The 24,820-nt window shown below is 49.0% G+C and carries 22 protein-coding genes; 13 read left to right on the top strand and 9 right to left on the bottom strand.

The window, feature by feature from the left end; all coding sequences use genetic code 11:
• Window positions 1–4: 4 nt before the first annotated feature.
• Together Q4488_RS08810 and phaC are read right to left on the bottom strand one after the other, a co-directional pair.
• A complete protein-coding gene (locus tag Q4488_RS08810) occupies window positions 5–1,354 on the bottom strand; it encodes an MATE family efflux transporter (protein ID WP_303580105.1) in 1,350 nt (449 codons plus the stop codon).
• A gap of 76 nt (window positions 1,355–1,430) precedes the next feature.
• Window positions 1,431–3,173 carry an alpha/beta hydrolase gene (gene phaC, locus Q4488_RS08805; protein ID WP_303580104.1) on the bottom strand — a complete coding sequence of 581 codons (1,743 nt, stop codon included), beginning with the start codon at window positions 3,171–3,173 and terminating at the stop codon, window positions 1,431–1,433.
• 502 nt (window positions 3,174–3,675) lie between these two features.
• On the opposite strand from phaC, the gene Q4488_RS08800 reads away from it, so the two are divergent.
• Window positions 3,676–3,933, top strand: a complete 258-nt coding sequence (locus tag Q4488_RS08800; RefSeq protein WP_303580103.1) for a glutaredoxin family protein — start codon at window positions 3,676–3,678, stop codon at window positions 3,931–3,933.
• On the opposite strand, the gene Q4488_RS08795 is transcribed toward Q4488_RS08800, so the two are convergent.
• A complete protein-coding gene (locus Q4488_RS08795; RefSeq protein ID WP_303580102.1) occupies window positions 3,930–4,730 on the bottom strand; it encodes a TatD family hydrolase in 801 nt (266 codons plus the stop codon). The genes Q4488_RS08800 and Q4488_RS08795 overlap by 4 nt on opposite strands.
• A gap of 29 nt (window positions 4,731–4,759) precedes the next feature.
• Window positions 4,760–6,775 carry a transglycosylase SLT domain-containing protein gene (locus Q4488_RS08790; RefSeq protein ID WP_303580101.1) on the bottom strand — a complete coding sequence of 672 codons (2,016 nt, stop codon included), beginning with the start codon at window positions 6,773–6,775 and terminating at the stop codon, window positions 4,760–4,762.
• Window positions 6,776–6,988: 213 nt separating this feature from the next.
• Between Q4488_RS08790 and Q4488_RS08785 the strand changes: the two genes are divergently transcribed.
• Complete coding sequence (locus tag Q4488_RS08785; protein ID WP_303580100.1) at window positions 6,989–8,866, top strand: ATP-binding cassette domain-containing protein; 1,878 nt, start codon at window positions 6,989–6,991, stop codon at window positions 8,864–8,866.
• A 52-nt stretch (window positions 8,867–8,918) separates the two neighbouring features.
• Here the strand turns inward: Q4488_RS08785 and Q4488_RS08780 are convergent, their stop codons facing one another.
• Window positions 8,919–9,362 (bottom strand): universal stress protein, encoded by a 444-nt coding sequence (locus Q4488_RS08780; protein WP_303580099.1) that lies wholly within the window; start codon window positions 9,360–9,362, stop codon window positions 8,919–8,921.
• Window positions 9,363–9,458: 96 nt separating this feature from the next.
• Here Q4488_RS08780 and Q4488_RS08775 point away from each other — a divergent pair, with 96 nt between their 5' ends.
• Together Q4488_RS08775 and Q4488_RS08770 are read left to right on the top strand one after the other, a co-directional pair.
• Window positions 9,459–9,965: a hypothetical protein gene (locus tag Q4488_RS08775; RefSeq protein WP_303580098.1), complete on the top strand. Its 507-nt coding sequence runs from the start codon at window positions 9,459–9,461 to the stop codon at window positions 9,963–9,965.
• A 23-nt stretch (window positions 9,966–9,988) separates the two neighbouring features.
• Complete coding sequence (locus tag Q4488_RS08770) at window positions 9,989–10,213, top strand: DUF1653 domain-containing protein (RefSeq protein WP_303580097.1); 225 nt, start codon at window positions 9,989–9,991, stop codon at window positions 10,211–10,213.
• Window positions 10,214–10,222: 9 nt separating this feature from the next.
• On the opposite strand, the gene Q4488_RS08765 is transcribed toward Q4488_RS08770, so the two are convergent.
• A complete protein-coding gene (locus tag Q4488_RS08765) occupies window positions 10,223–10,948 on the bottom strand; it encodes a DNA topoisomerase I (RefSeq protein WP_303580096.1) in 726 nt (241 codons plus the stop codon).
• A 204-nt stretch (window positions 10,949–11,152) separates the two neighbouring features.
• Here Q4488_RS08765 and topA point away from each other — a divergent pair, with 204 nt between their 5' ends.
• The 3 genes from topA (at window position 11,153) to Q4488_RS08750 (ending at window position 14,719) form a co-directional block, all read left to right on the top strand.
• Window positions 11,153–13,804, top strand: a complete 2,652-nt coding sequence (gene topA / locus Q4488_RS08760) for a type I DNA topoisomerase (RefSeq protein ID WP_303580095.1) — start codon at window positions 11,153–11,155, stop codon at window positions 13,802–13,804.
• Window positions 13,805–13,818: 14 nt separating this feature from the next.
• A complete protein-coding gene (locus Q4488_RS08755; protein ID WP_303580094.1) occupies window positions 13,819–14,343 on the top strand; it encodes a DUF6586 family protein in 525 nt (174 codons plus the stop codon).
• An 85-nt stretch (window positions 14,344–14,428) separates the two neighbouring features.
• The gene (locus Q4488_RS08750) at window positions 14,429–14,719 is read left to right on the top strand and encodes a hypothetical protein (RefSeq protein WP_303580093.1); all 291 of its coding nucleotides are present in this window, start codon (window positions 14,429–14,431) and stop codon (window positions 14,717–14,719) included.
• A gap of 117 nt (window positions 14,720–14,836) precedes the next feature.
• Here the strand turns inward: Q4488_RS08750 and Q4488_RS08745 are convergent, their stop codons facing one another.
• Complete coding sequence (locus tag Q4488_RS08745) at window positions 14,837–15,292, bottom strand: cell division inhibitor SulA (RefSeq protein WP_303580092.1); 456 nt, start codon at window positions 15,290–15,292, stop codon at window positions 14,837–14,839.
• Window positions 15,293–15,294: 2 nt separating this feature from the next.
• Window positions 15,295–15,903, bottom strand: a complete 609-nt coding sequence (lexA, locus tag Q4488_RS08740) for a transcriptional repressor LexA (protein WP_303580154.1) — start codon at window positions 15,901–15,903, stop codon at window positions 15,295–15,297.
• Window positions 15,904–16,030: 127 nt separating this feature from the next.
• Between lexA and dinG the strand changes: the two genes are divergently transcribed.
• The 6 genes from dinG to sixA all read left to right on the top strand — a co-directional run bounded on the left by dinG (window position 16,031) and on the right by sixA (window position 22,935).
• Window positions 16,031–18,151: an ATP-dependent DNA helicase DinG gene (gene dinG / locus Q4488_RS08735; RefSeq protein WP_303580091.1), complete on the top strand. Its 2,121-nt coding sequence runs from the start codon at window positions 16,031–16,033 to the stop codon at window positions 18,149–18,151.
• A 23-nt stretch (window positions 18,152–18,174) separates the two neighbouring features.
• Window positions 18,175–19,623, top strand: a complete 1,449-nt coding sequence (rhlB, locus tag Q4488_RS08730) for an ATP-dependent RNA helicase RhlB (protein ID WP_303580090.1) — start codon at window positions 18,175–18,177, stop codon at window positions 19,621–19,623.
• A 19-nt stretch (window positions 19,624–19,642) separates the two neighbouring features.
• Window positions 19,643–21,082 (top strand): YdiU family protein, encoded by a 1,440-nt coding sequence (locus tag Q4488_RS08725; protein WP_303580089.1) that lies wholly within the window; start codon window positions 19,643–19,645, stop codon window positions 21,080–21,082.
• Window positions 21,083–21,130: 48 nt separating this feature from the next.
• Window positions 21,131–21,358, top strand: a complete 228-nt coding sequence (locus Q4488_RS08720) for a hypothetical protein (protein WP_303580088.1) — start codon at window positions 21,131–21,133, stop codon at window positions 21,356–21,358.
• 93 nt (window positions 21,359–21,451) lie between these two features.
• Entirely contained in the window at window positions 21,452–22,483 is a 1,032-nt protein-coding gene (locus tag Q4488_RS08715; protein WP_303580087.1) for an NAD(P)H-dependent glycerol-3-phosphate dehydrogenase, read from the top strand.
• Window positions 22,483–22,935 (top strand): phosphohistidine phosphatase SixA, encoded by a 453-nt coding sequence (gene sixA, locus Q4488_RS08710; RefSeq protein WP_303580086.1) that lies wholly within the window; start codon window positions 22,483–22,485, stop codon window positions 22,933–22,935. The genes Q4488_RS08715 and sixA overlap by 1 nt, the downstream gene beginning before the upstream one ends.
• Here sixA and Q4488_RS08705 read toward each other — a convergent pair.
• Complete coding sequence (locus Q4488_RS08705) at window positions 22,877–24,751, bottom strand: PglL family O-oligosaccharyltransferase (protein WP_303580085.1); 1,875 nt, start codon at window positions 24,749–24,751, stop codon at window positions 22,877–22,879. The genes sixA and Q4488_RS08705 overlap by 59 nt on opposite strands.
• Window positions 24,752–24,820: the final 69 nt, after the last annotated feature.

Below are 24,820 nucleotides of genomic sequence, written 5' to 3'. Positions count from 1 at the left end.
AAAACTAGCATTGACGTTTAAGATGTTGATAGCGCATTAATAGCAGTATAGCGCCAACGCTTAGGCCTGCAATCATCCCCAGCCAGAACCCGGTAGGGCCGCTAGCCGGTGTTACTATATTCGTCAGGCCGAGCACATAACCCAGCGGTAAGCCGATTAGCCAATAAGCGGTAAATACAATGAGCAACGGAAATGCGGTGTCCTTATAGCCTCTTAAGATTCCCGCACTGACAACCTGTATCGCATCCGGTATTTGAAATATAGCGGCGATTAAGAGCAGGCTGCTGGCGAGTTTGATGATGTTATCATCTGCGGTATAGAGTGTGGCGATCTGCACCGATAGCAATGAGATCAATGTGCAGCTAGTGATGGAGGTAAGAATGACGATGGCATAACCGCTGATCGCGGTGCGGCGCGCGCTGCTGTAATCTTTGCGGCCAATAAAGTGACCGGTCCTGATCGTTAGTGCAATTGAAATGCTCAGCGGCAGCATAAAAACCATCCCAGTAAAGCTCAGCGTGATTTGATGGGCCGCAATGACAGTCTCGCCGAGACGGGCAATGAGTAACGCGATCACCGAAAACATGCTGACTTCAATGAGCATGGTGAAGCCGATGGGGAGTCCAATTTTTAGAATAGTGGTAAAGTATGCGGCTTTGAAGCGAGGCCAGATGATCAGATTCAATCGGCGAAAGTACTTTGAGTGGCGTAGATAAAGCATGGCGCTGAACGCCATAATCCACATCACGATGGTTGTCGCCCAGCCACAGCCGACACCACCTAATTCAGGCATGCCAAGTTTTCCGTAAATAAAAATATAGTTAAGTGGAATGTTACAGAGCAGGGCGAAGACGCCTATTTTCATTAATGGCTGAGTTTTTCCGAGCCCTTCAGAGTAGCTGCGGGCCGCTTGATAAAGCATGATGCCCGGCACACCCCATGAGAGTGCGTCTAAATAAGCTAATGTCTTGCTTTTCAGGCTGTCGCTTACCTGCATTAACTCGAGTACCGGGGCCATGTTGCGTAAAATCAGCCAAGCCACGGCGCTGATAAGCAGTGCGATGATGACGCCCTGATGGTAGATCAGGCGGGTTCGATTGAGTTGATCGTTGCCGGCGTGATTGGCGACCATTGGCGTGATGGCCATTAAGATGCTGCTGAACGCGATCATGATGGGCAGCCAGATGCCTGAGCCGAGTGCTACGGCGGCTAAATCTTCTGCGCTATAACGCGATGCCATCAGGGTGTCGACAAATCCCATGGCGGCTTGTGCCAATTCAGCAATGAGAATAGGGGTCGCCAGCGCCAGTATTTTCTGGCTCTCTCGTAGAGAAAATAAAGAAATGTATGTCACAGGTTATCTGTTTATCAAGGAGGTTTGATATAAAAAGCCGAGGCAGGCCTCGGCTTTTTAGGGGGTGCGACGCTTGCTAGTCAATACGGCTGGTGACATAGCGGCCGGGAGCGGCTTCGATGGCTTTAAATTCTTTATTGCCATAGGTCTGTGGCGCATCGACTTTTTTACCTGATTTCGGCTTCAGCCATTTAGCCCAGTGAGGCCACCAGCTACCTTCGTGACGCTCAGCGGTTTCTAGCCAGTGATCGGCGCCTTGCCCCAATTCACCATTAGACCAGAAGTTGCGTCGATTTTTGGAAGCGGGATTGACGACGCCGGCAACATGGCCGCTAGCACCAAGGACAAATTCTCGCTTGCCTTGCATCAGTTCGGTGCCCTTAAAGGTACCTTTCCAAGGGGCGATGTGATCATCGATAGCCGAGAGGAAATAGGTTGGAATCTTAATTTCGCTCAGATCGATAGATTCACCGCAGATGGTTAGGCCGCCGGGTTGTGCCAGTTTGTTATTGATATACATCTCGTTGATATAGAAATTGTACATGTTGGCCGGCAGGTTGGTGGAATCGGAGTTCCAGTACAGAATATCAAAGGGGGCTGGGTTTTTGCCTTTGAGATAGTTGTTAACGACGTAAGACCAAATAAGATCGTTAGAACGCAGCATGTTGAATGAGGCGGCTAAATCACGACCATTCAGTAGGCCTTCTTCATCCACTTTTTCAGTGAGTTGCTTAACTTGCTGCTCATCAATAAACACTTTTAGGTCACCGGGGTCGGTGAAATCAGTCAGGGTGGTGAGGAAGGTGGCAGAGGCAACGGATTCATCTTTGCGCTTGGCCATAATTGCCAATGTCGTGGCCAGTATCGTGCCACCGATACACCATGAAACGCAGTTTATTTTTTCTTGCTCGGTAATCTCCTTCACGGCATTGATCGCTTGCAGGGTGCCATTCTCAACATAGTCATCCCAGGCAAGACCGCGTTGTTCAATGGTTGGATTAACCCAAGAGATTAAGAAGACATTTAAGCCTTGCTCGACACAGTATTTAACGTAAGAGTTATGGGCTTGCAGGTCGAGAATATAAAATTTATTGATGCAAGGGGGGATGATCAGTATTGGGCGGCTATAGACCTGTTCGGTTGCCGGTTTATACTGGATCAATTGAAGCATTTCGTTTTCGAAAACCACCGAGCCTTCCGATGTTGCAATATTCTCACCTAACGAAAATGCCGACTCATCGGTCATCGTGATGCGACCCTTCTCAACATCGCCAAGGAGATTCTGTAACCCATCGATGAGGCTTTGTCCCTTGGTTTCGAGCGCTTGTTGCAGGACTTCTGGGTTGGTTAGGGCAAAGTTAGTCGGAGACATAGCATCGGTATATTGCTGAGTATAAAACTCGAGCTTGCGTTGCTCATTTTCGCTGAGGTTAGCTTTTGATGCCATCTGATTGAGTAGATCTGATGTCAACAGGTAAGACTGTTTAATGTAAGAAAAAACAGGATTCTCACTCCACTCATCTGCGGCAAAGCGGCGATCGCCTTTCATGGGTTCTGCAATCGGTTTTTCGACCGCTTTGCCCGTGAGTATATTGTGCCACAAATTAACTTGTGCTTGCTGATAGTCGGAAATAGCACGAACCCAAACCGAGGGGTCCTCAAACGAGCGAGCGGCTAGATCAGTCCATGATTGAGTGAACTTTTGAAACAGATCATCATTGCAGTTCTGAGAATACATCTCCAGAACCTTCTTGCTTTCCTTATTCAGGTAATTGATGAACTCTTGTGGATTAGAGAGAATGTTGCTGTTGTTTTCCATATAACTGCCTTCTTTCTGAAGCCTATCTTAGTCAGCGTAGCTAACGTCTGTGGAAAGCCGCCGCTGGTGGACGACCGACTCTATTCTTATCAGTGTATTGGCTTAGCGTTCTGTTAAATGATGTCCAGTATCACAAATCAAACCCATACTTATGCTCAAGCAGAGACATTGAGCATAGACAACTTGATGCGGCGCAGCAAGCTTCTATTGCACTACTTTAGTACGTTAGTGTGATGAGTGTGATCGACAGGCGGCATAAATAACGTTTTGCTAGGTTGCGGTTGATAATCGCTGCATCAAAGTCGGTTCTCAGTCGGCAACAAGTTATGCCGGATAGTCGTTAGGCTTAGACAGCAATTTCGACACGCGTCAGGCAGCGTGTTGGATGTCTCATTGAGTCTGGCGGTAGTAGCGCTATCGATTAGTACTATCAAACCTATCTCGTTGTTGTTTATACTCTGCAGCAGCAAAAAGTTCTTTTTTAGGTCGCTGAGGAGAGATTATGCGTCAGTTTCTACTGATGAGTAGTGTCGGGTGTCATCTGTGTGATGAGGCCATTGAGGTACTCATGTGTGCGCTGGATCCAAGTCAGCATGTGCTGGATGAAGTGGATATCGCTTACGATGATGCGTTGATGGATAAATATGCGCAGCTCATTCCCGTGCTAGTGGATGAGGAAAGTGGCCTTGAGCTACGCTGGCCATTTGATGTTAAAGGTGTCAGCCACTTTGTCGCTGATATGACCTCAACGATTGACTAAAAGCGGAATAGGCGCTGACCATTTTGTTCGGTTTGTTGTGCCAGCCTGTGTGGATCTTCGCCTCTGGCTAAGGCCGCTTCCTTAAGTATATGAGGTAAATAAGCCGGTAGATTGCGGCGACTTTTGGGCTTGGGGTCGAGATTGCGCGGCAGCAGGTAGGGCGCATCGGTCTCGAGTAGTAATCGATCTGCCGGAATCTGTTTAATCAAGCTGAGCAACTCACGCCCTCGGCGTTCATCGCAAATCCAACCGGTAATGCCGATATAAAGATCAAGATCGAGATAGTTGAAGAGTTCTTCTCGACTTCCGGTAAAACAGTGTGCGACCCCGCCATTGATATCATTACGATAATGCTTGAGTATCTCGATCTGTTGCCGATGGGCATCCCGTTCATGGAGAAACAGGGGGAGGGCCGTTTCACTGGCGAGTTCGAGTTGTTGCTCAAAGGCTAAGATCTGCTGTGCCGGCGGTGAGGCATTGCGATTGAAGTCTAATCCCGTTTCGCCGACGGCGAGGACGGCTGAATGAGTCAGTAATGCGGCTAGCGTGGCTCGCACCTCGGCGGTAAAGGTTTTACTGTAATGTGGGTGCACACCTGCAGTGCAATACAATTGATCGGGATATTGCTGACAAAGACTGAGCGCTTGTTCACTGTCTGCCGCAGTGGTGCCTGTTATCAGTAAGCGTCGAACGCCGGCAGCTGCAGCATCGGTAATAATCGCTTCGCGGTCGGCATCAAAGGCACTATCAGTGAGGTTTACCCCGATATCGGTCAGCGGGTAATGAGTATCTTGCATCTTGGTATACAGCCTTACTGGATTGACGTTTAATGACGGTTATGACGAATAAAGTCGCGCAGTTGCTCGGCTTGATCGGCGCCCGTTGAGCTTTGCAGTGCGACTCTAAAGGCGGTTTGAGCCTCAGGCAGATGAACCGGTTTACCCGCCAGCGTGCGATAGACCGCATGATAGGCCATAACATTCATGACGTATCGGCGGGTTTCGGTAAACGGTATAGTTTCGATCCAAATATCAATAGGCAATTCACCGCGCTGTTTAAGCCAGCGATTTACTCGACTAGGGCCGGCATTATAGGCGGCGGTGGCGTATACCTGATTGTTATCAAATTTCTTTTGCATCTCTGCTAAGTAAGCTACACCGAGGTTGATATTGGTGTTGGGTTGATACAAGTCGCTGACCGCCTTGTAAGGAATATTGTTATGTTTAGCCGTCATCTTGGCGGTTTTAGGCATCAACTGCATCAAGCCACGCGCGCCTACGCGGGAGCGGGCATGAGGTTGATAGGCGCTTTCTTGTCGTGCGATAGCGCGTGCCCAGTTGGTGTCGATATTGAACTTTCCGGCCAGTGTGGCAAAAGTATCTGAATAAGGCATAGGAAAGCGTAGCGTAATGTCATCCCAGTATTTCGCTTTAGCGATACCGATAATGGCCATGTTGTGCCAACCCCAGCGGTGCAGCACGGTGGCCGCTGTGCGGAGTTGATCGGCATCATAGTCACGGGTGAGTTGGTTCCACTCGCGTCGTGCTAAATAGCGTTGATCGAGTTGATAAAGCTCGTGCATGCGTCTCATGGCGGGACTGCTGGCCAGTTGTAACACGGCGGTTTCGACAACTTTATCCTGCTGTGGGTTAAGGTGAAAACCTGTTTTTAGTGTGCGTGCAGCTAACAAGCCATAGTAGCTACGTTGAGTGCTGAGTTTAACAAATGCATCGGAGTAGGCCGGTTGCAGTCCTTTGATATGGCTGGCAGATAGTGTTTTCCAATAGATCCAACGCTCATCTTGTTGCATTTCGACGGGCATTTCATCGATCAATTGATGGACTTTGTTCCAGTTCAACGCGGTGAGTGCCAGTTTGATGCGTCGCGCTTGAATTTGCTCGTCTTGGAAGATATTCAGTTGACTTAGCAGTGTATCGGTTTGCTTATCGGGCCGGTTTGCGAGACGGCGGGCCAGTGTGCGGTTGAGCGTTTGCTGTTGAGCTTCGCTAAATGATCGCTGAGTACGAATATTGAACCAGGCCTCAGCAGCCGCTTGTGGGCTCTTTCTGGAGAGGCGATCAATGCCGTATAAGTAGGTTATTTGGCTGGCGATAGTATCGCCGGGAAAATAGTTTGGGTCTTTAATCAGAGCGGGTTGTTTGCGAACGCGTTGAAAACGCTCAATGGCGGCTGTTTGCGCAGCATCGTTGATATAGCGCTGCAAGTAAACGGCTAACCTTAAGTTGTTATTGTCAACGGCTTTCCAGAAGCGTTGATAGGCCAGTGAACTGCTGGGGCCTTGTTGCTGGGCAAACCAGTAGTTAAACACGGGATCGCAGGCGCTGACGATAGAGTGGCCTGCATTCCATAGGGTATCAATAGCGTTAAGCGCTTGGGTCGGCTGATCTGTTTGTAATAGCGCGTTGCGATAATGACACTGTGCTAACTCACTTCGAACCTTCGAGCCACGATAAGCGGCGATATAGTCTTGCCAGCGTTGCTTTGAGGCTAAGTAATTCAGCCATTTTTGTTCCAGCGGATACACGGTCGGCAGTGCTGCATACTGGGTTGCATAGCGATCGATCCGCTGTTGAGAGATCTGATCGAAGCGATGTGTCAATTCCTGTTGTTCAAGATAAGGGTACAGCGGGTACTGAGTCAGCTGAGCTTTAAGTCGGTCATATTCATTCAAGTTGTTATCGTTCAGCTGTTTGAGTGCTTTTTGATAGATCAGCCGAGAGGCTTCAGGTTGATCGGCAACGGCACTGCTGACAAAGCAAAAGCAGAGCAATAAACTGCAAACGAGACGGGGGCGAATAGTATTATGATTGATATAAGACATTGTTCATCTTTGTCGGTAGCTGCATTTATATTCATCATAGCGGTAAAACCAATCTAAATTCGAGAAAAATATGCTTGAAATGGCTGAAATTATCGACTGAATCACACGCTTCTGCTGCCGAAGGCTGGGATATGTAAATATATTTTGATTGCGTATCATCCGCGAGTCGTTTTTCTGTAGAATATGCGGCCAACGTTTTTGATGGATTTAAGCATGGCTCTGATTAGACTGGACAAGGTCTCCGTCGCCTTTGGCGATAAACAACTGCTCGATCATGTCGACTTTCAACTGGATAAAGGCGAGCGAGTTGCCTTAGTCGGCATTAATGGGGCGGGTAAATCGACGCTGCTCAAAGTGTTGGCTCGGCATCAGGCAACCGATGATGGTGAAATCTGGCAAGATGGTGGCGCGCGTATCGCTGAGCTATCGCAGATGTTACCGGCGGCAGATGAACGTAAAGTACGGGATGTGGTTGCCTCTGGGTGTGCCGAGACCGTCGATCTGCTGAATCGTTATGAAGCCTTGGCGATGAGTCACAGTGATACCGATATGGCTGAGCTAGAGCGATTACAGCATAAAATCGAGTTGGTTGACGGTTGGCACTTAGAGCAAAAAATTATTCAGGTGCTTGAACGACTTGAACTAGATGGTGAACAGTTGATGTCATCACTGTCCGGCGGTTGGCGTCGTCGTGCTGCACTAGGGGCGGCATTGGTTCAGTCTCCCGATATCTTATTACTTGATGAGCCGACCAACCATTTGGATATCGAAACGATTGAGTGGCTTGAAAAGCAGATCATGGAGTTTCGTGGCGGCGTGTTATTTATTTCCCATGACCGCTCGTTGGTTGAACGCTTAGCGACACGTATTATCGAACTGGATCGCGGCCATTTAACCTCTTTCCCCGGCAATTATTCCGCTTACCTGACGCAAAAAGAGAAAATGCTTGAGGAAGAAGAGCGTCATAATGCGTTGTTCGATAAGCGCTTGGCAGAGGAAGAAAAATGGATTCGTCAAGGTATAAAAGCTCGTCGTACCCGTAATGAAGGTCGTGTTCGTGCACTTAAGGATCTTCGAGTGGAACGTTCGCAGCGGCGCGATAAGCAAGGCAAGGCTAAGTTTCAAGTCGAGCAGGCTGATCGTTCTGGCAAGATCGTTATTGAAGTCGAGAACGTCAATCATGGCTATAACGGTGAAGCAGTATTGCGTGATCTTACGCTCTCTATTCAACGCGGTGATCGTATTGGTTTGATCGGCCCGAATGGTGTGGGTAAGAGTACGCTGCTGAAAGTTTTACTCGGACAGCTGACGCCTGATCAGGGTGAGGTAAAACTGGGTACCAGCCTCAATATTGCTTATTTTGATCAGCTCAGAGGCAAGCTAGACCCTGAAAAAACCATTATTGATAATATATCGGAAGGGCGTGAAAGCATTACCATCAATGGTAAATCACGGCATATCATCAGTTATCTGAGTGACTTCCTGTTTTCGCCTGAACGTGCGCGTACACCGGTAAAGGCGTTATCGGGGGGCGAGTGTAACCGAGTCATGCTGGCGAAACTTTTCAGTCAGCCTTCCAATCTGCTGGTGCTTGATGAGCCGACCAATGATCTGGATATCGAGACGCTCGAGTTGCTGGAAGAGATCTTGTTGGAATACAAGGGCACCTTGCTGCTCGTCAGTCACGACCGAGCGTTCTTGGATAATGTCGTCACCTCGACGTTAGTGTTTGAAGGCGAGGGTAAAGTTCAAGAGTACGTCGGTGGTTATGAAGATTGGTTGAGGCAGCGCGCCCAGAACGCTGTGGTTAAGCCCGTAGCTAAGGCGGTACCGGTAGCGGCTGAGCCGGTAAAGGCGATGCCAGCGAAGAAGAAACTGAGCTATAAGTTGCAGCGAGAGCTGGATTTGCTGCCGGCTCAGTTGGAGGCGCTTGAAGCGGATATTGAGCGGCTGCATAGCGAAACCAGTGCTGCTGATTTCTACAGTGGCGATCATACCGATGTCGCCGACAAGCTGGCAGCGTTGCAAGCCAAAGAAGCTGAATTGGAAACGTTGATGGATCGTTGGGTTGAAATAGAGGCGATGCAATAGGATTGTCATCGCCTGAGAGGGATGAATCGCTGAGTTAAAGAAGAATAAGACTCTATTCTTCTTTTTCGGTCACTCTAACCGCCAATACGTCGCACTTAGCCCCATGGAGGATACCGTTAGCAGTCGAACCTAACAGTAACGCTAAGCCGTGACGGCCGTGACTACCAACGATGATCAGATCGCAGCCCTGTTCATCCGCGACTTTGTGGATTTCTGTTTCAGTATGACCTGAGACAACGTGACTCTGCTTAACAGGGTAGTTGAGCAGTCCGCTGAAGCGATTCATTTTACTTTGTGCATGCTCATCGAGTTGCGCTTGAATCGCCGTTAGATCCATCGGAACATCGCCACCATAGGCAAAGCTCAGCGGTTCGATGACATGAATTAGGGATAGTTCAGCTTTCGAAAATTCAGCTAAATGTTTTACTTTATCGATAAGTTGATCAGCTTCGGCTGATAGATCAGTCGCCAATAAAATATGTTTATATACAGACATGGGAGACGCTCCTATTGTTTCCTAATAATAAGAATAACATAGAATTTGTGATTCTAATTATGACGGGTGTCAATCGGGTTAGTCGAGGAGTATTGAATGAAATGGACCATTATTATTTTCGTTATGATGTCATTGCTAGGTTCAATGATGTGGGTGATGCCGAGCCCGCGACAGCGGCTGTTAGCCAAGCTGAGGCAGCAGGCCTCTCGTGATGGCTTTCAGGTACAAATAGTGCGCCTCACGCCGCCTCGAGCAGCCGGACAGGTAGAGCCAGAAACCTTCACCGCAACGGCATACCGGTTACCTCGTTTTAACTTAGAAAAAGAGCAGCGTCATCAGTTTATTCCGTGGCAGATCTTTCGTCAGGTTGCAGTGGCCAATCAGGGCTTGCCTGAGGGCTGGTGTTGGGGCTTGGGCGAGCGACGTTTAAATGAACAGCAACTGGCAACTTTGAATACGCTGCTTGCAGGGCTGCCAGAGGGTGTGTCATCTATTGAATCTACACCGATACATATTTCGCTGTATTGGGATGAGCGAGGCGACGAAAACACGCTGGATGAATTAAAAGCACGGTTGCAGCCATTCATTGAACAACGATTTTAGTTTAACAAGCTTGAGAGGGTAGTATGAACAAGACGCTTAAATGCGGTATTTACCGTCATTACAAAGGCGCTGAATATACAGTGCTTCATTTAGCGAGGCACTCAGAGACGGAAGAGTGGCTGGTGGTTTACAGTCCCTGTTACGGTGATCGTGGCATTTGGGTTCGCCCATTGGAGATGTTCATTGAGCATGTCACAGGGTTAAACGGCGAATCGGTGCCCAGATTTGAGTTTTTACGGCAAGCGTAACGCTTGAGGCTACTCTTCTTTGTTTTCCTTTTGACTCATTAAGTCGATCGATGCGGCTAAGTTTCCGGTGGCCATGGCGCTACTGGGGCGGGCTCGGTTGAGCAGATCTCTGATCTTTTCAATGTAGTCCTGCTTCTGCTTCTGTGGCACATTGGCACGCGCAACCATCGCTTTGGCGTGTTTGTAATGGGACATGGCCACCAACTTATCGCCACGCGCTAGATAGTCATTGCCTTGATTAATATGCGCATCGGCAAACACACAAACATGGAGCCAGTAGAGATCATGTTGAAATTGCTTAGCCCGAGCAACGCTGAGTTTGTTGAGTTGAGCCATCTCGATGCACATTTTTTCAGCATGCTGAATATGGATTTGAGCTTTTTTAAGCGCGCGATCATTATTAAATCCACCGGGAACGGCGGTGATACGATCGGTATTTTCTTTCTGCGCGCCGATATCTTGAAGTAATTCAGACTCTGGTGCGAGCGCGGAGATCTCTTCAATCATGCTGACGACAAAGCCGCTTAGAGCGTCGGTAATCTCAGTGCGGCAATTGGCTTCCCTAAGCACCGCAAGGCTTTCCAGCGCTTCTGCAGATTTCTTGTTGAGTTCTTTTAAGCGCTTTTGGCGGTACTCATGTTGTTGTTCTCTGGTGGAGAAAAAGTTATTCACCAGTAACGCAACGAAACCGACAGCAATCAAAGAAAAAAGGAAAATCAGGTTGTCTTGCAACATATTCTCAGGTAGTTGTAATTAAGGAACCGGCTAATGTTGGCGGCAGCATACTGTATTTAAGCTACCAGAAACATACCTTTATTAGCCATTAATCTTGATTAATTGGCGTGTTTTTTTTAGCAGAAGCTTGACCCTGCTAGTTACAGCCCTTATATATGCACGCTGTTTTGTATTGTTATCTCGTCCTTTAAGGATTTTATGTATATGGGAAAGTCCCTAGTTATAGTTGAGTCACCGGCCAAAGCGAAAACCATAAACAAGTATCTGGGTAATCAGTTTGTGGTTAAATCGAGTGTGGGCCACATTCGGGATCTGCCCACCAGTGGCTCGGGGAGTGCGACCGCATCTGATCCAAAAGAGCGTGCTCGTCAGGCTGCCATTACCCGCAAATTATCGCCGGAAGATAAAATACGGCACAAAGCTGAAAAGAGTAAAAAGCAACTCATTGCTCGCATGGGTGTCGATCCGGAACATGACTGGGATGCCCGTTATGAAATTTTACCGGGTAAAGAAAAAGTCGTAGATGAACTGAAGCGACTTGCTAAAGATGCTGACACTATCTATCTCGCAACCGATTTGGACCGCGAAGGGGAGGCTATTGCTTGGCACCTGCGGGAAGCGATCGGCGGTGAAGATTCACGTTACAAGCGTGTTGTGTTTAACGAAATTACTGAGAAAGCCATTCAAGAGGCGTTCAAACAGCCAGGTGAGCTTGATCTCAATCGCGTCAATGCGCAGCAAGCACGTCGGTTTCTCGATCGTGTGGTGGGCTACATGGTGTCACCGCTGTTGTGGGAAAAAGTTGCGCGTGGTTTATCGGCTGGCCGTGTTCAGTCGGTTGCGGTACGGCTCTTGGTGGAGCGAGAAAAGGAAATTCGCAGCTTTATTCCCGAAGAGTTTTGGGAATTGCATGCGGATGTGCAGTCCGATAAAAAAGAAGCGTTACGTCTACAGGTCGAAAAGTTTAAAGATAAACCGTTTCGTCCGGTCAGTGCCGAGGAAACAGAAGGCCATGTTGCACAGCTGAAGCAACAAGACTTTAAGGTGACTAACCGTCAAGATCGGCCAACCAGTAGTCGCCCTTCGGCTCCTTTTATTACCTCGACATTGCAACAGGCCGCAAGTACGCGACTGAGCTTTGGCGTGAAGAAAACCATGATGCTGGCGCAACGGCTCTATGAAGCTGGTTATATCACTTATATGCGAACCGACTCGACCAACTTGAGTGCCGAAGCGGTGGCCACCTGTCGTGACTATATTAAAGACAACTTTGGTAGCAAGTATTTGCCTGAAGAGCCTAACTCGTATAGCAGTAAGGAAGGCGCTCAGGAAGCTCACGAGGCGATTCGTCCGTCAGACGTAGGTGTTGAGGCTACATCGCTGAAAGGCATGGAGCGAGACGCTGAGCGCCTCTATGAACTCATTAGACGGCAGTTCATGGCATGTCAGATGACGCCGGCGCTTTACACCAGTACGCGCGTGACGATTAACGCCGGTGATTTCGAGTTACGTACCAAGGGTCGCATCTTGCGCTTTGATGGTTATACTCGGGTGATGAATAGTCGCGGAAAAGACGATGATGTTATCTTGCCAGATGTTAAGCAAGGTGATGTCTTACAGTTGCAGCAGCTCGATCCTAAGCAGCACTTTACCAAACCGGCACCTCGTTTTACCGAAGCCAGTTTGGTGAAAGAGTTAGAAAAGCGCGGCATCGGTCGACCCTCAACTTATGCCTCAATTATTTCAACAATCCAAGATCGCGGCTATGTTGAAGTCCATAACCGGCGTTTTTACGCGCAAAAGATGGGCGATATCGTCACCGAACGTTTGGTGGAAAACTTCTCTGATCTGATGGACTTCAGTTTTACCGCCCGAATGGAGGAGTCGTTGGATGATATCGCCACGGGAGAGGCAGACTGGAAGGCGCTATTAAATCAGTTCTATGAAGGTTTCAGTCATCGCTTGGTATTGGCTCAAAACCCTGATAATGGGATGCGATTGAATGCCCCAACAGAAACCGATATCCCTTGTCCTACTTGTGGTCGGATGATGATGATTCGTACCGGTACCACTGGAGTTTTCCTTGGTTGTTCTGGCTATGCATTGCCACCGAAAGAACGCTGTAAAACCACCATGAATTTGGTGCACGGTGATGAAGTCGTCAGTGTTGATGGTGATGATGAGGAAGAGTCGCGGATTCTGCGTAACAAGCATCGTTGTCAGCTGTGTGATACCGCGATGGATAGTTATCTCATCGATGAGCAACGTAAATTACATATCTGTGGTAATAACCCAGATTGCCCCGGCTTTGAAGTAGAGCAGGGCGCCTTTAAGATTAAAGGCTATGATGGTCCGGTGTTGGAATGTGATAAGTGTGGCGCTGAAATGCAATTGAAAACTGGCCGTTTTGGTAAGTTCTTTGGTTGTACCAGTGAAACCTGCAAAAACACACGTAAGTTATTGAAGAATGGTGAAGCTGCGCCTCCGAAAATGGACCCCGTGCCGATGCCGGAGCTGCAGTGTGATAATGTCGAAGATACCTTCATCTTGCGGGATGGGGCATCGGGTATGTTCCTCGCTGCGAGTCAGTTCCCGCGTAAGCGGGAAACCCGGGCACCGAAAGTCGCCGAGTTATTACCGCATAAGAGCGAAATTGATCCCAAGTATAGCTTCCTGTTCAGTGCGCCTGTCGAGGATGATGATGGAAATCCAACAATCATTCGCTATAGCCGCAAAACGAAAGAGCAGTATGTGATGACCGAAGTTGACGGTAAAGCGACTGGCTGGCGCGCTTTTTATAGCGGTGGTAAGTGGGTAGCTGAGGCAGCTAAGGCGAAGAAAGCGGCGAAGAAATAAGCGGAGGCTTGAGCATGAGTGGTGTGTACTTAACCCGTACCAATCAAAAGTTAAACTTTACGCGTATCCACCTTGATGCGCTTAAAGTGGCTCAGGAATCGACCGGCTGGAGTAAACATGCCTTAATCGAATCCTATAATGAGTCGGTATTGTTTCATATGGTATCGGCTTATAGCTCATTGCTTAGGGAGATTGCCGAGCAATACAGCTTTGATGCCGATAGAATAACCAAGCTGAGTCAACTAATCGAGCAGATGGAACTTCAGGGGCTGGAGGCGCCTGAAATTGCAGAGCTACAGCAGTTGCACGGTAACGATGAGAGTTGGTTGCATAAGCTGCTAGCGGCTTATAAAGCCTGCTGGCGTGCCGAGGAGCATAAAGAGTCCAGTTCGAGGGCTGAAAGTGTCTCCGAAATACACGTCATGCAGATCAACCCTGATCATGCCGAAGATGATGATATCGTTCGTGAATATCAGCTTTGGTTTGGCGAGTTTAAGGCATTGATCGAACGTATGCGTAGCGGTATGCAAGAGTGGTGATAAAAGATAAACAGCCTGCTGACTGTTGTTGAGAGAGCTTGACCCTCATTGATTGCAGTCACAGACATGACTTGAGTTGAATAATATGTCTGATATGTTTTTAGAAATAATTGAGCTGGATGATGGTCAGATTGCATTACGTCGAGCCGACTCCACCGATGAGCCGATCATGCGCATTAGTTTTTCGGATGATGTCAAACAGCAGCTTGATGATGAGTGTATTGATGTCGCCAAAGTCATGCTGACTGCTGGCATTCATATGATCTCGGATCTGAGCGTTAAAGCATCTGAGAAGGCTAACAAGCAGACGCCTCGATTGGATACCGATCTCGAGAATGATGTGGATTTTGAGAATGAGGATCGCATTATTCACTAACTAGAAAGATAGCTTAAGCGCTATCTCTCTATCTTACGTTTGCCGCGATACAGGCGCTTTACGACGGTCTATTTATGACTGCTGGTTTGCTTGCGTGAAGGACGGATGTTATTTGTCTTATGTCAGTCGGCGATCGCGGATAACGATGCCATGACTCTGACCGTTAAGGGCTGCATCTTCTAGGCCTGTGAGTTCTTCATTGCTGAGGATACCAGGCCAGCTGATAACGGCGTGACAGGTGCCGGCTTTGAGGGCCTGACAGGCGAGTTGATAGGTTGAATGGTTCTGATCGGGCTGCAGTAGCATGACTTTCTTTAAATCAATACCTGCCGCTTCCAACAAGTTCTTGGGCAGCGAGGCTGGCGGCGCTATCCAAGCAAACCAGCGATCATCTTTACTGAGTTGCGCTAACAGTGGTAGCAGCATAGTCATCTGTCCTAAGTCACTACCTTGCAAAACGATCTCTGTCACTTTGCCGGCCAGTGCTGGATGAGTTGAGGGTGCCGCTGCAGGGCGAATAAGGCCTGGCAATACGGGGATTGAGCTATTAAGACCACTGACTGCGTGCAACATAATTACTGTCCTCTTCTGATAACCCCAACGCTGAGGCCTTCAATTGAGAGTTCTTGCTTTTGTAGATCGACCACAATCGGTTCGAACTCTTCATTTTCTGCGATTAGGTAGACTAAATTACCCTCTCGTTTAAAGCGTTTTACCGTGACATCATTATCAATTCTGGCGACAATAATTTCGCCGTCTTTGGCCGTCTGACACTGATGCACCGCAAGCAGATCACCATCCATAATGCCAATATTCTTCATGCTGGTACCGCGAACGCGGAGTAAATAATCAGCGGGCGGGTGAAAAAAGTCGGAGGCGATAGTAATCCGCTCCTCAACATTCTCTTGCGCTAGGATTGGCTCGCCTGCGGCAACTTGACCCACCACCGGTAGACCGGGGTCTTCGTCATCGAATCCGGGAATCCGGATGCCGCGACTCGTACCGGGAATCATTTCGATGGCGCCTTTACGTGCCAGTGCTTTAAGGTGCTCTTCAGCTGCGTTGGCTGATTTAAACCCCAGGGCTTTGGCTATATCCGCTCGAGTAGGCGGGTAACCTGTTGTGCTGATGCAGTGTTTAATGCATTCAAGTACATCTGTTTGGCGTTTTGTCAGTTTCATGATGAACTCTGTATCTTTATCCAGTAGCTGTAACTATATACAGTATTTGTACTTTGTAAACATTTTTCTGTCTATTTATCCAGTATTATTGCTAAAATGTGCGTCGTTACAGCGTATTAGGGCCGTTTAGGTGCTTTCAGAAGAGATTAAAAAAGAGATACAGGGGGCGTACCGACGCTTTCTGGAGAGCCGTCAGCTTAAGCCTCGTTTGGGTCAAAAGCAGATGATTGCTGAAGTTGCTAAAGTACTGGGGGCGATTCTTGAGGATGATAAGTCGCACCGCTTAGGCGAGCAACATGTCAGCGTTATTGAAGCGGGCACCGGTACCGGCAAGACGATCGGTTATCTGCTGGCCGCCTTACCGATTGCTAAGGCGAAAGGCAAAAAGGTGGTTTTATCGACGGCGACCGTTGCGTTGCAGGAGCAGCTATTACATAAAGATCTGCCTGAAGTCGCCGAGCATGCGGGGCTTTCCGTGACCTATGGATTAGCTAAAGGGCGAGGGCGGTATTTCTGTATTAGTAAGGCGGAGCAACATCTCGATGCGCATGGTGGGACTGGGCAGCAGGCGTTGTATGAAGATGAACAGTCCTTGCGTATGGACACTGAAACGGTCGAGTTCTATAAAAGCCTATTAAACGAATTTGCATCAGGGCGTTGGGATGGTGATCGCGATAATCTGACGCAAGATATCAGTGAGCAAGACTGGTATCCGCTCACCAGTGATCACCTGCAATGTACTAACCGACGTTGCAGTAACTTCTCAGCCTGTAGTTTCTTTAAGGCCCGCAAAGATCTCGATCAGGTGGAGTGTGTGATTGCCAATCACGATATCGTCTTGGCTGATCTTGCTTTAGGTGGCGGGGCTATTCTGCCGGATCCGGCTGAAACCATCTACATCTTTGATGAAGGTCATCATCTATCCGATAAGGCCAGTGGTCACTTTTCATTTAATTTGCGCCTTAAATCCACCGAACGCTGGCTCGCGAGTACCTTAAAGCAGCTAGATAAGATGCTAGAGCAGAGTGGTCGCCCGCAATTGATGAGCGACTACATTGAGCAGCAACGTCAACCGATGCAAGATCTACAAGTGGTGCTGAATAACTGGGCCGAGCTTATCCGGCCTATCTTAATGGACGATTCGTTTAGTCGTCCTAAAGAGCGTTTTCGTTATCCCAGCGGTGTTGTCCCTGATGCGGTTAAACAGTTCGGTTTGCAGGTTGAGCATTTAGCCGCTCGCATGGCGACGAAGATGGAGATGATACTCGATCTGCTCAAAGAATCGTTGGATGGTGAAGGCGGGATTGATCGTCAGGCGGCTGAAACCTGGTATCCCCGAGTCGGTATGATGGTGGCTCGGCTGCAGAATATTACTGGGCTGGGCCGTTCGATGGGGCATGTTGATGCGGCGAATAGTACGCCAACAGCACGTTGGATTAGCTTAGCAGAAACCACACAAGGTTATGATTTTGAGTGCAGCACTGCACCGGTGTCTGCCGCAGAGATGCTACACATGAATCTCTGGCAGCACTGTTATGCTGCCGTCATTACGTCAGCGACACTGACCGCGCTGGGGCGCTTCGATCGGCTATTGGTCGATCTCGGATTGCCGGCTGATACGCCTTGCTTCAGTTTAGCTAGCCCGTTTGATCATTATCATGCCGCTGAGCTCTACGTGCCGCCGATGAAGGTTGAAGCCAATGACCCAGAACTGCATACACAGGCCGTTACTGACTACTTGAATACGCATTTGCAGACGGATTCAGGCACATTGGTATTGTTCAGCTCTTGGCGGCAAATGAGATCAGTGCTTGCCAGTCTCGACGAAAAGCTCAACAATAGGGTGCTATCACAAGGCGATTTTAGTAAAAATGAAATACTAAAACGTCATAAAAGCGAAATTGATGCAGGGCGAGGCAGTGTTATTTTTGGTCTCGCTTCTTTTACTGAGGGGGTGGATCTGCCCGGTGATTATTTGACCGAAGTCATTATCACCAAAATCCCCTTCAGTGTGCCGGATGATCCGGTGGATGCTACCATGGCTGAGTGGATACAACAGCAAGGTGGCAACCCTTTTATGGAATGGTCGGTACCGATGGCCTCGGTACGTTTAACTCAAGCGGCGGGACGGTTACTGCGCACCGAGCAGGATAGGGGGCGTATCGTGCTACTGGATCGGCGCGTTGTCACTAAGCGTTATGGCCGACAACTGCTCGATTCATTACCGCCATTCCGACGAAATATTAGCTAACCGTTCGCTTAAGCGGATAAGGTATGACTTTGTTAAAGAAATTATTTAAGCGCTCAGACGATAAGTCGTCTTTAAAAACTGAACCGACGGCCGTTAAGCCGAACCTCACACAAGCAAGCCCTGATAAACCTCAGCAAGCGACTAAGTCAGTCAATGCTAGGGCCTCTCAGGGCAAAGCTGACCGTAGCAAGCCAAAATCCAAGGAGACGGATCGTGTTAATAAAGGTAATTCTGCTCGACAGTCGACGGTGACGGCCAAGCCCATGCAGGCTTGGCGCCGTGAAGACTTTGCGGTAGCGCCGGCTGAGGGTAAGCAACGATTCCATGATTTTGATCTGCCGGATGATGTGATGCATGCCATTGCCGATCTTAATTTCCAATATTGTTCCGATATTCAGAGAGCCACGCTGATCGAATCGCTTGAAGGACGGGATATTATTGGTAAAGCGCAGACCGGTACCGGTAAAACAGCGGCCTTTCTGATCAGTATTATCACCGACCTATTGGATTATCCGTTGGAGTATAAAGCGGCTAAAGGGGTGCCTCGGGCATTGATTATTGCCCCGACTCGGGAACTGGCGTTGCAAATTGCCTCCGATGCTGAAGAGATGGGCAAATATGCGAATATCGGCGTCGTGGCCTTGGTGGGCGGCATGGATTATGATCGTCAACGCAAGCAATTGGCGGCGCGTTCCGTGGATATTTTGGTGGCAACCCCCGGCCGTTTAATCGACTTTGTCCGTTCATCCGATGTTGATCTCGGGGATGTTGAAGTACTGGTGCTCGATGAGGCTGATCGCATGTTGAGCATGGGCTTTATTCCTGATGTACGCACTATTATCCGCCACACGCCGAGAAAGGGCGATCGTCAAACCCTCCTGTACAGTGCCACTTTTACCGATGATGTGATGAGTCTGGCGCGTCAATGGACCGTCGATGCGAAGGTCATCGAGATTGCGCCAGAGCAGAAGAGTACTGATTCGGTAGAACAGTTAGTCTATCTCGTCTCGCGTCAGGATAAATACAAGTTGCTGCGTAACTTTATGCAACTGAATCAGTTAGAGCGAGTGATTGTCTTCGGTAATCGCCGTGATGAAACTCGACGGCTGGCTGACCGGCTACAGAAAGATGGCTTGAAAGCGGCATTGATGTCCGGTGAAATTACTCAGCAGAAGCGAGTGAAGACGTTGGAAGATTTCCGTAGTGGCAAGATCAATATCCTCGTTGCCACCGATGTTGCCGGTCGTGGTATTCATGTGGATGGTGTCAGTCATGTGATCAACTATTCATTGCCTGAAGATGCCGATGACTATGTTCACCGTATTGGCCGTACCGGTCGAGCGGGCACCACAGGCACATCGATTAGCTTTGCAACGGAAGATGATGCGTTTTTATTACCTGAAATTGAAACCGTGGCTGGGGTGAAAATGAAATGCGTTTATCCGGACCCCAACTTGCTTGAAGCGGTGTAGCCTGACGGTGTAACGCATCATGACATGGCTAGGCTTGAATCAATTACATCTCGATAACCGCTTTCGGCAACTGCCGGCAGCGTTTTATCAATCGGTTGCCCCTCAGCCGCTTAAAAACCCTTATCTAATCGCGTTCAGTACGGCGGCGGCGAAGCAGATTGGCTTAGATCCCTGTCAGACATCGGCGCAAACGCTGAGTGAATATTTCAGTGGCCAACGTTTGCTTAGCGGTAGTGAGCCGCTCGCATCGGTTTATGCTGGGCATCAGTTTGGTGGCTATACACCGCAACTCGGGGATGGTCGCGCGTTACTGCTCGGCGATCTTGTCGGCACCGATGGACAACGTTGGGAATTACAGCTTAAAGGCAGTGGCAAGACGCCTTACTCGCGTCATGGTGATGGCCGTGCTGCCTTACGCTCGGTGATTCGGGAATATCTTTGTAGTGAAGCGTTAGCAGCACTCGATGTGCCCACCACTCGGGCGCTGTGTATTATCGGTAGTGAAACTCAAATCTATCGGGAATCGATCGAATTGGCTGCCGCGATGGTGCGTATGAGTCCTAGCCATATCCGTTTTGGTCATTTTGAATACTGTTATTACAGTCGTCAGTCCGAGCAGTTAAAGCGGTTAGCTGATTTTGTTATTGAGCATCATTACCCTCAAGCGGTGGAACAATCCAACCCATACTTGACGATGTTTGCCGAAGTCGTCGAACGCACGGCGCAGTTAGTGGCGCGTTGGCAGGCGTTCGGGTTTTGTCACGGAGTCATGAATACCGACAATATGTCGATTATCGGCGTGACTCTTGATTATGGCCCATTCGGTTTTCTGGATCAGTATCAGCCTGACTATCGTTGTAATCGTACCGATGATCGGGGCCGTTACGCTTTTCAACAGCAGCCCTCGATCGCATTGTGGAACTGCGTCTGCTTGGCTCAGACGTTGAGTGGACTGATCAAACAGTCTGACCTCGAAGCGGCGCTGCAGCGTTTTCAGCCCGTTTACGGCATAGCCTATACCGAGTTGATGAAGAAGCGCTTAGGGATGGAGGGTAGAACCCAACAGGATGGAGCACTGATTGATACCTTTCTGCAGCTGCTGGAACAACAAAAGGCGGATTATTCGATTGCCTTTTTAGCGCTAGAGCAAGCTCAACGGGGTGATAGCGAGCCGTTAATGACGCTATTAGGTGCATCAGATCGCTTTGCCGCTTGGTATCGTGATTATCGTGATCGTATCACGGCAAATGCCGCTGCAGTGATGGCACAACATAATCCTCGGGTTATACTACGTAATTATCTGGCTCAAGCCGTGATTGAGCGGGCCGAGCAGGGCGATTTTAGTGAACTAGCACAGCTGCATGCGACATTGAAGCAGCCCTTTGAGGTGCCGTTGAATCGTTATGCTCAAGCGCCTCCTAAGAGTGAGAATAACGTCTCACTCAGTTGTTCATCTTGACCTGTACAGAGCCTGATGAGCATCATGATTAACACTAAAGAGGATCTCATGGATAAGCATAAAACCGGCCTGATTAGTCAGGTGCTATCGATCGTGGTGAGTTTGTTTTTCGTTTTTATTGCGGTGAATGGTTATCAACGCACCGGTGATAGTAGCGTGGCGGTGCTGTTTGGCTTGTTAGCCGTGGTGGGCTATTTTGTGGTTAAATTTTTGTTTTTTGGGGTGAATAAATTATTAGATTCGCTGGATGAGAAGCATAATCCGAGGTCAGACTAATATCACTCCGATAACTTCAGTGGTGCCTAAAGACTCGATTCTTTAGGCGTGTTTTTGTGACAACGCTTTGAATATATAGGTAAGGAATCTCTGATGACGGACAGGGTAAAAGTTTCAGTACTCGGTGGCGGTAGCTTCGGTACTGTAATAGCAAACCTGATTGGCAGTAAAGGGGTCGATGTGAGCTTATGGATGCGCGATGCTGCGCGCGCCGAAGAAATCAATCGTCAGCATGAAAACAGTCGTTATCTTCCCGGCTGTCAATTATCTGCTAAGGTGACGGCGACCGCCGATCTGCAGCAGGCGCTGAAGGGAGCCAACATTATTTTTGTCTCTATCCCGAGTCAGTCGTTTAGAGAGGTTATTCAGCAAGCAAAGCCTTTCATCACTGCAGAACAGATTGTTGTCAGTACGACCAAGGGAATCGAAGCGAAAACCTTTAGTTTGATGAGTCAAATCTTAGCGGCTGAATTACCGGCTAACCCGATCGGAGTGATCAGTGGACCAAACCTAGCGAAAGAGATTGCGCAACAGCAACTCACCGCGACGGTGATTGCGAGTGAGAGTGAGCAGGTCAGAACCGCTGTACAGGAGATCCTTCACTGTGCTTTTTTCCGTATCTATGCCAGCAGCGATATGTACGGTGTTGAATTGGGCGGTACGCTGAAAAATATTTATGCCATTGCCTCGGGTCTTAGTGCCGCTTTAGGTATGGGGGAAAACACCAAGAGTATGCTGATGACGCGGAGTCTGGCGGAGATGAGTCGTTTTGCTGTGCAGTTGGGCGCCAATCCGATGACGTTTTTGGGCTTGGCGGGGGTGGGCGATCTGATCGTTACTTGTTCATCGCCCCTGAGCCGTAATTATCGCGTCGGCTATGCGCTAGGCGAGGGAAAAACACTCGATGAAGCGGTCACCGCGTTGGGCGAAGTCGCTGAAGGCGTTAATACGCTGCGGTATGTCAAAGAGAAGGCGGACGCTCTTGAGATCTATATGCCACTGGTTTGTGGGCTTTATGAAGTGGTCTTTAAGGGGGCTCCCGTGTCTGAGGTAGCCAAGATGATGATGCTGAATACTCAGAGCAGTGATGTAGAGTTCATTCTACCGCGCGATAGTGACTGCTGATGCAGTTACTATTGATGCGTCACGGTGAGGCGGGCTATGACGCGCCGAGTGATGAGTTGCGTCATCTAAGCGAACAGGGACGGCAGCGAGTGCAGCAGATGCTTAATCAGCACGAATCGCTGCTCGACGGTGTCTCGCGCATTGTTCATAGTCCTTATCTGCGCACGTTGCAAACCGCTCAATTGGTGCAGCAGGTGCATTCGCTTGAGTGTGAGACGCTAGCACTGTTGACGCCGGAATCTTCACCGCAACAACTACTGGATTGGCTGAGTCAGCAGACCGATGAGAAGCTGATGCTAGTCACGCATCAGCCTCTGATTGGACAACTCGTGTCACTGCTCTGTGAAGGTCATGTCTTGCACCCTGAGCCGATGCTTCCCGGTGCTTTGGCCGTTATTGAGCTAGAGTTTCCTGCCGCTGGGTTGGGGCAGTTGCAGCAGTTGGTGCGTTAACCTGCTGGCTCGTTACGCTCGCTGTTGAAACCTTAGAGGCTTGATTATCCGCTGTTTGCGGCGGTGTTTTAGACATGCCAGCGGCGGCCTCTTTAATCAGTCGCGCACTTTGCTGCAATGACGTGAGTTTAGGATAGCGGGCCAGCCCCGCATCAATGCTACGCAGAGCGTTTTGCTTATCGCCGATGGCTAGATAGGCACGCGACAGATCAATATAGAGTTGAGGGATCGGTGTGTACTCAATATAGGGCTCCGCCCATTCGATAAACTGCGGCGCAAACTGACCCTGTTGTGCGTTGAGTTCACGCAGTAGCAGTGTTCGCATCAGATAGAGTTCGGCAGAATCCCGAAAAAACGGATTATTCAGGGCCGGTTGCAGCAGCATCGGTTCCGTCATCCGCCCGTTGAGAAAGCGAATAATACTCTGATTCGCCTGTACCGTTTGAATCATGATCGCCGTCACCCCGAGAGTAAGACTGATCGCCATTACCCCCATGGTCATTTCAGCCGAACGACTCAATCTCAGTCGACGTGTGCGTTGACGATGATGCAAAATGATGAACACCAAGAACAGCATTAAAAACCAAGGAATATTGCTGATATAAAACGGTAGCTCTACTTGAGTGTGCAAGCCGATAGGCAATAACAGGGCGGTATAACTTAGGCCGCGTCGCCAGCCACAGCGGAAGGCGGCATACAGAATAGCGGCTACCGAGATGAAAATGCCGCTCACGGCGATAAGTCCGCCCTCAACCAGCCAGAACATCAATTCATTGTGCGGGTGACTTAGACGTTCCGGCGGTAAGTTAGCCTCGGGATACCGGTCTAGATAATCCACCTTCTGATCATGCCAGACCTTCTGAAAGCTGCCTATACCATATCCGCTTAAGGGCTGTTGACGAAACAGTTCGATAGCAATGTTATAGATATTAATACGGCTATTTGAGCCTGATTGTGCGACCCCGGCTTCGTTTAGCGACGTGAGATCGCCGAGTTTGCCGGAGCTACGTTCAATGCCTTGGCTGCCCATGAATAGCGCGGCGGTTATTGTCACTAATACCGCGAGCGTTAGCGATTTACGTTTCCAAAAATACTGCCAATGGCAAAGTGTAAGGATAAGGAGACCGGCCGCGGCGCCGATTATCCCTACCCGAGAGCCAGAAAACGCCACAATGAAACTACTCAGGAAGGTGCTGACAAGTAGCATGGATGTCAACAATGGTGAGCGTGTTAGGCTGACGGGTCGGCTCAGCAGGTAAACGCCGATCATCAAAACGGTTGCCTGAAATGAGGCATGAATATTGATTTGTTGAAAGGTACTGTAGGGAACGTTTCGGCTCGGTGTGATGAAGGAGGTCAGAATATTAGGCCAGAAAATTTGTGAGATACCGTAAAGGGCATGAATGCTGCCGCACAGCAGTACAAGCATCAGCCCGCGTTCGATATCTCGCGGGGTAAAGCGAAACTGAAATAGCGCCATTAGAAAGACAAAGCCGCCTAAAATATATAGCTGTCGAAACAGCCATTCGGTGGGCAGGACGTTATTGACGATAAAACCCAGTATGATCATGCTGATGGGCAGGGCGGCCATCGCCAACCAGTATTTTGGATAACGAAACTGTTTGGTTTTTAACATCAGTAGCAGGGCGCTAGAGATGACAACAACCGCGCCAATCCAGACGCTAATATTGTGCGAAATGGACATTCCCTCACCGCCTAAGTTTGGCTGAAAGAATAGGGTCGCTGGAATGAATAAAAAACCGAGCAGCCACAGCCCCACTTGTGCGGGTTGAATCGTTGATAGAGGGTTGTTCATCAAAAGCCTCGGCGTAAAATGTTGACAGAATAGGGTGAATTCGTGTTTAAACTATCTGTTTTAAAAGAA

Source organism: Amphritea sp. 1_MG-2023 (assembly GCF_030547545.1).
Taxonomy (GTDB): Bacteria; Pseudomonadota; Gammaproteobacteria; order Pseudomonadales; family Balneatricaceae; genus Amphritea.
This window is presented reverse-complemented; position numbering and strand designations above follow the sequence as displayed.